Consider the following 6,698-nt stretch of genomic DNA (forward strand, 5'->3'; position numbering starts at 1 on the left):
TTTCATTTAAATTAAGTGCTAAGGTAATTGTTACAATTGTTCCTTCATTCTTAACTGAATCAATAACTAATCCATACTCACTTCCACAATAAAGTTTAATGCGTTGAAGTACATTATCAATTCCTATACCACTTAATTGCGCAACGTTTGTCTTATCGATACTTGCCGAATCAAAGCCGACACCATTATCTTTAACTTCAATCACCAGTTGATTATTTTTAATTACGGCATCAACTATAATTTTACCTGGTCCATCTAAATTCTTAATTCCATGATAAATACTATTTTCAACTATTGGTTGAAGAATAATTCTTGGAACTAAATAATTATTTAAATCTTCACTTACATGAATGTCATATGTTAATTTCTCACCATAGCGTTGTTTTTGTATAAACAAGTATTGTTTCAAGTGATCAATTTCTTGTGATAATGGAATTAAGTTATTTCCCTTTGATAAACTTAATCTAAAGAACTTCGCAAGTGATTTAGTTAATTCAATGACTTGTTCATTTTCTTTAAATTCCGACATCCATATAATTGTATCTAATGTATTGTATAGAAAATGTGGATTTATTTGTCCCATTAAAACTTTAATTTCTAATTCTTTTCTCTCATTCTCGCTTATTGATAATTTTTCCAGTAAATCTTTAATTCTAATCAGCATATCATTGTAGTTTTGTACTAAACTTTTAACTTCATCAGAACTATCTGGATTAACTTTTGCAGGAATAAAACTTTCCGCATCTTGCATTGCCATTGTTAGTTCTTTCAATGGGTTTGATATACGTTTTACAAGTAATCTTCCTAACAAAGTAACTCCGGCAAGGATAATTACTCCTGTAATTGCAATCAGTTCCAACAACTGTCTACGTAATTGTCCTAAACTATTTAAATAAGATACTCCACTCATTGTCCAATCTGTATTATCAATTGGAACTTGGTATGATAAAACACTTTGATCAGATGTATTATTCATATATCGCTTAAGTTCTTCTTGTTTATCCATTTCAATGAAGTAGGTTAAGTCATTGTGATAGACTAAATTCTGATTGCTATCCGTAATGAATACAAACCCATCTTGATCTAAGTTCAATGCACTTATATATTCCGTAATGAATTCATAGTTAATATCGATCAATAAAACACCTAAATTATTCCCTTGCTCATCCACTATTTCTCTACTCAAAGAAATAACCCATTTATCATTATCCATAGATAACTTTTGCATACGTGCACCAGTTAGAAAAGGCATGTTGTCACTAATTGCATGTTGGTACCATTCTTCTTCCATCATATTATCAGAAACTTGCATTTCTAATTTTTCTTCATTGGAAATAACACGTCCATCATTTGCAACAATTACAATTGTTTCTAAGTAAGAATCAGCTTCTAATACTGTCGATATTTCTTTTCTAACATTTGATTCATTTTCATTTTGTTTTAAATAACTTATCAAATTGGGATTATCTGCCATTAAACTTGAAGTCAGTTTAACTTTTTCAATATACAATGATAAATAATCACTACTTTGATTCAAATTCATTTTGATTTGTTTGACTGCATCGTTAACGAAAATATTGGAAACATTGTAGAAAATAACCACACTAAAAATGAGTATAATCGCCAAGCTAATTGACATATACAGAATAGATATTTGGCTACTGATGTTCTTTAATCTATATTTTCGTCTTTCCACTTCTATTTCCTCTCTTGTTGTTCTTTAAATTCACTAATTGAAATACCATATACTCTTTTAAAACATGCACTGAGATAATTCGAATCATCAATACCTATTTGCTGTGCTACCTCATATATTTTTAGATTCGTTGTAAGCAATAGTATTTTACACTTCTCTAAACGAAGATGTAGAAGATGTTCCCTAAAATTAACTCCAAATAGTTTTTTAAATAATTGGCTTAAATAAGAAGTGTTATAACCCATCTCATCTGCCAACTCTTGCAAAGAAAACGTTGTATCCACAAGATGTTTATTAATATATTCACTTAAGGTTTGTTTCATCGTAGAATCATTTTGATGATCACCACTTATTTCTTTCGCGATTGTTAATGCTACTTTTTCTTGATTATTTTCTACAAACTTTGCGATTAATTTATGCAATACAGCTACTATATCTACTTTTGATACTGGCTTGAGCACATAATCATCAACACCAACCTTCAATGCTGTAATAGCATAATCAAGATGATCATATCCAGTAATCATGGCGATACGTGTAGAAGGAGATATTTGTTTTGCCATTGCTACAAAATCCAAACCATTCATCTTTGGCATATTGATATCCGCGAGAATTAAATCCACTTTATTTTTTTTGACTATTTCTAATGCTTCTACACCATTTTCAGCTTCATATATCGTAGTAATTTTAAGCGCATCAAAATCAATTAATGTTCTAATACCTTTTCTTATCATCGGTTCATCATCAACGATTAATAAAGAAATCATAATTACCTCCTATACTATGAGAGACAGGATAGTTTTATCCTGTCTTTTGTTTTATTGAAAGAGATATGTTAAGAAGCCATATCCTTCCTCTTCTAGTTTATTATAATTGATAAAGCGAATTGACGCACTATTAATACAATATCTTAAACCGCCTCTTTCTTTTGGACCATCATTAAATACATGTCCCAAATGTGTATCTCCAGCACGACTTCTTACTTCCGTACGAGTCATATTGAAACTTGTGTCCACATGTTCAGTCACAACTTCTGGGATAATTGGCTTTACAAAACTTGGCCAACCACATCCTGAATCATATTTATCTAACGATGTGAATAAAGGTTCTCCTGTTACTACATCTACATAAATTCCTTTTTCTTTGTTGTCAAAGTATTCATTTGAAAATGCAGATTCAGTTTTGTTTTCTTGTGTAACTGCATATTGTTCAGCAGTTAATCTTAAACGCAATACTTCATCACTTGGAATTGGGTAATTTTCAATTTTTATTAAATCTTGCAATGTACCCGAAGCATCTAAATCAATATGGCAATATCCATTTGGATTCTTTTTTAAATAGTCTTGGTGATATTCTTCTGCTTCATAAAAGTTATTTAATTTCTCTACTTCCACAACAATATCTTTCGAGTATTTTTTTTGTTGTTCATTGATTACGCCATTAATAACATCTTTATCTTCCATATTTACATAATAGATACCTGTACGATATTGTGAACCGGAATCATTACCTTGTTTATTTAAACTTGTTGGGTCAATTACCAAGAAGTATTTATTCAAAATACCTTCAAGCGAAATGATTGTTGGGTCATATGTAACACGCACTGTTTCTGCATGACCTGTTTTGCGATAACTCACATCCTCATAGGTAGGGTTTATAGTATCACCATTGGCATAACCTGATGTTGAATCAATAACTCCATCGATTCGATCCATAAACTCTTCAACACCCCAGAAACATCCACCTGCTAGATATATTTCTTTTGTATCTTCTGTTTGATATTTGTTTTTTTCTATCATTTGTTTTGTTTGATCAGTTTCTACTTTTGCAGTTGTAGCACAAGCTGTAAGTAATAATGACACACCCAATAAAGATAACATTTTCTTCATCATATGTACTTACACTTACTTTATTGATGTAAAGGATTCAGTAATTGCTGCATTATCAAAGTGACCTGGCGATACTTTAACTAATGCTCCCTCACTACTAATATATGCAGATGTTGGGAATCCTTTAACACCTAATTCCTTTGCTACTTTACCATCTTGATCAAACAATACTTTAATATTTTTGTACTCTAATCCATTGTACCATTCCTTAAATTCGGCAGCTGTTTTTTCACCTTTATAACCTGGTGTTACAACTGTTAATACAACAAAGTCATTATCCATCATTGATAGTTTATCAATATCTTCTAAACCACCAAGACAGATTGGACACCATGATGCCCAGTACTTAATATATACTTTTTTACCTTCAAAATCTTTGGAAGAAACTGTATTACCATCAAAATCAGTATACTCAAAGACTGAAGTCATTTCAGCATCCATCATCGCATCTTCTTTTTTAGCTTCATCCATCATTTTGTCATCTTTTTTTTCATCCATTGCTGGTTCTGTTGTTTCCATCATATCCTTCTCTTGACCTTTTTCCATTTTGTCTGTTTTCGGTGCCGCTGTACATGCCACTAACAATAGCGATAACCCCAATACACTTGTAATCAATTTTATTCTTTTTTTCATAATTTTTACCTTTCTTATCTCTCAAATAGAGTTGTAATTAAATATAAACTGTCGCTCATCAACAAGACTCCCATTAGAATAATGATAATCCCACCTACTACTTTTATTGTATGTAGATGTTTGTTTAACTTCTTCATCTTGCTTAAGAGTATATCTGCGAAGAAGCTAATAATAATGAATGGTAACGCAAATCCCAATGAATAAATTGCCATTAAGATTGCACCATATGTTGAGTTATTTCCACTCGCAGCCAAACTCAATACCGCAGTAAGTATTGGACCAATACATGGTGTCCATCCAAAGCTAAATGTTAATCCTAGTAAATAAATACTAAAGTAGTTATTATTAGCTTGTTTCTTTAGTTGGATTCTCTTTTCAAAATTAAGTATTTTGAAATTGATCAATCCTGTTTGATGAATACCTAATATGATTACAATTACTCCCATTACCGTTAAGAAATAACGATTGTTAATAATGGCACTGAATTGTCCTGCTCCAAATCCCAATATAACAAATATTGTTGATACTCCTAAAACGAAAGTTAATGTTTTAAGAATCATTCGTATCCGTCTTGATTTACCTTCTTTTATATCACCCTCTGTTGCCTCCGCAGCAAACATGGAGAAGTAAACTGGTAATAAAGGCAATATACAAGGTGACATAAAGGATAAAAATCCTCCAATAAATACTGTACTTAAATATAATGTCTCATTCATCGTTTCTTCACCTCCTCGTTTCTATACCTAAATTCTATCTGTTTCTACATAACTATCTATGGGCTCACATTGGATAAATCTTAGATTTCTTTATATTTTGGTTCAATTATCATTAAATAAACAAAAAAGCCAAACCTCAGTTTAGCTTTAGATAGTCTATATATAGATGATTGTGGAAATCTCAATCTCATTGTATTTCATAACTTTATACTCTTTAAGCATATTAATAACTAAATCAGTTTTCATCGCTATTTGCACTTCTAGCTTATACAATAAATTCATTAGTTATTACAAAGTCTAATACAAACATATTAAAAGCCTTAAATTTAAAGCTTAGATACATCTATTGAGTTCGTATTCATTAGATAAAAAGATGCACATCCAAATTAATAACTTGTTTCATCGTTATTTATCAATTCCTTCATTAACTTTATACCTATCACGGTTGATGGTATTTTCGTACTTGGCGATAAGTTAGATAAGACAATGACTGAAGTTCTTGAATCTGGATGAAATGCTAAATAACAATTATAGTTATCAGTTCCACCATTATGCCATATCACTTCCAGTTCACTATCAACTATCCACCCCATATCAATTGCATCCATACGTATTCCCATTTTTTGATAACTCTCAGGTGATTCATTTATGGTTAAGAATTCAGAACTTGCTATTTCAAAACTTGGATATCTATTTAATTGGTATTGCGCATAAATTAACATATCATCAATTGTTGAAGTTAATCCACCTGCCGAAAGATATGCATCTCCTTCTTTCCAATCCCAATAATTATTGAGATCACCATCTTTTTCAGATATTTTAGTATTCATTAATTTCAATTCATTATGAACAAAATTATTAACAAGTTCTGTATAATCTTGATGATAAACTGTTTCCAATATAATCCCCATTATTGCATATCCAAAATTCGAATACTCAAACTCATATTCTTTATCCTTCAAAGATATTTTACTCAATCGATTCATAATTATTTCATCAGTTATTCCTAAAAAGTCGTTTTTCCCATTCAGGAAATTTCCAATCATTGGGCTTTCAAAATAGTAACCTTCATATCCTGAAGTATGTGTTATACAATCTTGTATTGTTGGATATATTTTCTCAGTTGGCAAATCCAAATAAGCATCTATTGTTTCATTATAATCCAATTTACCTTCATGAACTGCTTTCTCTACCATTGCAGAAGTAATTGTTTTAGTAAGTGATCCTATTTCATAAATGTGTGCAGTCTTCTCTAATTCAATACTATCTTTACCATAGACTTTAACTGTCACTTCTCCATCTTGAATTATTCCGATTGTAATTACTGCATCTTGATTATCTGATAGTGTATAGTCTAATGTTTCTTGAAAAGATAATCTTGGGATTTTACTCATTTGGTAATTACCATAAAGTGCATATCCACCAATACAAGCCACTAATAACACGATTATCCCAATGATAATAAGCCACTTCTTCTTTATCTTTTTACTCAAATTCTCATCTCCCGCTCTAAAATCTCATCTACTTCCCTAACACATAAAAAGTTTAATACTTTTACTAAACTGATTATATCATCGAAATCATTGCCTTGTTTAGAATATATTAAAGTTTTTGTATTTAATAAAGTAAGTTCATTTACTAGTATCATATTATTCATTCTAGTTTCTTTTCTTATTAATTGAAATAAATAAATTGTATTAGCTCTTATTTTCATGTATTTCAAAATAATATAAGCATTAAAAAAGCCTTAATTTAAAGGCTTAA

At 30.4% G+C, this 6,698-nt stretch carries 6 protein-coding genes; all 6 read right to left on the reverse strand.

All coding sequences use genetic code 11. From position 1 onward, the window contains the following. The coding region (locus RR643_RS10815; RefSeq protein ID WP_332483210.1) for a cache domain-containing sensor histidine kinase at positions 1–1,696 on the reverse strand (1,696 nt) is incomplete at its 3' end. 2 nt (positions 1,697–1,698) lie between these two features. Next, entirely contained in the window at positions 1,699–2,463 is a 765-nt protein-coding gene (locus RR643_RS10820; protein WP_332483211.1) for a response regulator transcription factor, read from the reverse strand. A 51-nt stretch (positions 2,464–2,514) separates the two neighbouring features. Beyond that, positions 2,515–3,588, reverse strand: coding sequence for a peptide-methionine (R)-S-oxide reductase MsrB (gene msrB, locus RR643_RS10825; RefSeq protein WP_332483212.1), 1,074 nt, complete (start codon positions 3,586–3,588; stop codon positions 2,515–2,517). 12 nt (positions 3,589–3,600) lie between these two features. Then, positions 3,601–4,218 (reverse strand): redoxin family protein, encoded by a 618-nt coding sequence (locus tag RR643_RS10830; protein WP_332483213.1) that lies wholly within the window; start codon positions 4,216–4,218, stop codon positions 3,601–3,603. Positions 4,219–4,232: 14 nt separating this feature from the next. Continuing rightward, complete coding sequence (locus RR643_RS10835; RefSeq protein WP_332483214.1) at positions 4,233–4,934, reverse strand: cytochrome c biogenesis CcdA family protein; 702 nt, start codon at positions 4,932–4,934, stop codon at positions 4,233–4,235. A gap of 386 nt (positions 4,935–5,320) precedes the next feature. Next, entirely contained in the window at positions 5,321–6,427 is a 1,107-nt protein-coding gene (locus RR643_RS10840; RefSeq protein WP_332483215.1) for a serine hydrolase domain-containing protein, read from the reverse strand. Positions 6,428–6,698: the final 271 nt, after the last annotated feature.

Source organism: Anaerorhabdus sp., assembly GCF_036637135.1.
GTDB lineage: Bacteria > Bacillota_I > Bacilli_A > Erysipelotrichales > Erysipelotrichaceae > Anaerorhabdus.

Bases quoted from the DNA above. Each gene is read 5' to 3' on its own strand.
- RR643_RS10830 (WP_332483213.1), bottom strand. From the start codon at position 4,218: ATGAAAAAAAGAATAAAATTGATTACAAGTGTATTGGGGTTATCGCTA.
- RR643_RS10835 (WP_332483214.1), bottom strand. From the start codon at position 4,934: ATGAATGAGACATTATATTTAAGTACAGTATTTATTGGAGGATTTTTA.
- RR643_RS10820 (WP_332483211.1), bottom strand. From the start codon at position 2,463: ATGATTTCTTTATTAATCGTTGATGATGAACCGATGATAAGAAAAGGT.
- msrB (WP_332483212.1), bottom strand. From the start codon at position 3,588: ATGATGAAGAAAATGTTATCTTTATTGGGTGTGTCATTATTACTTACA.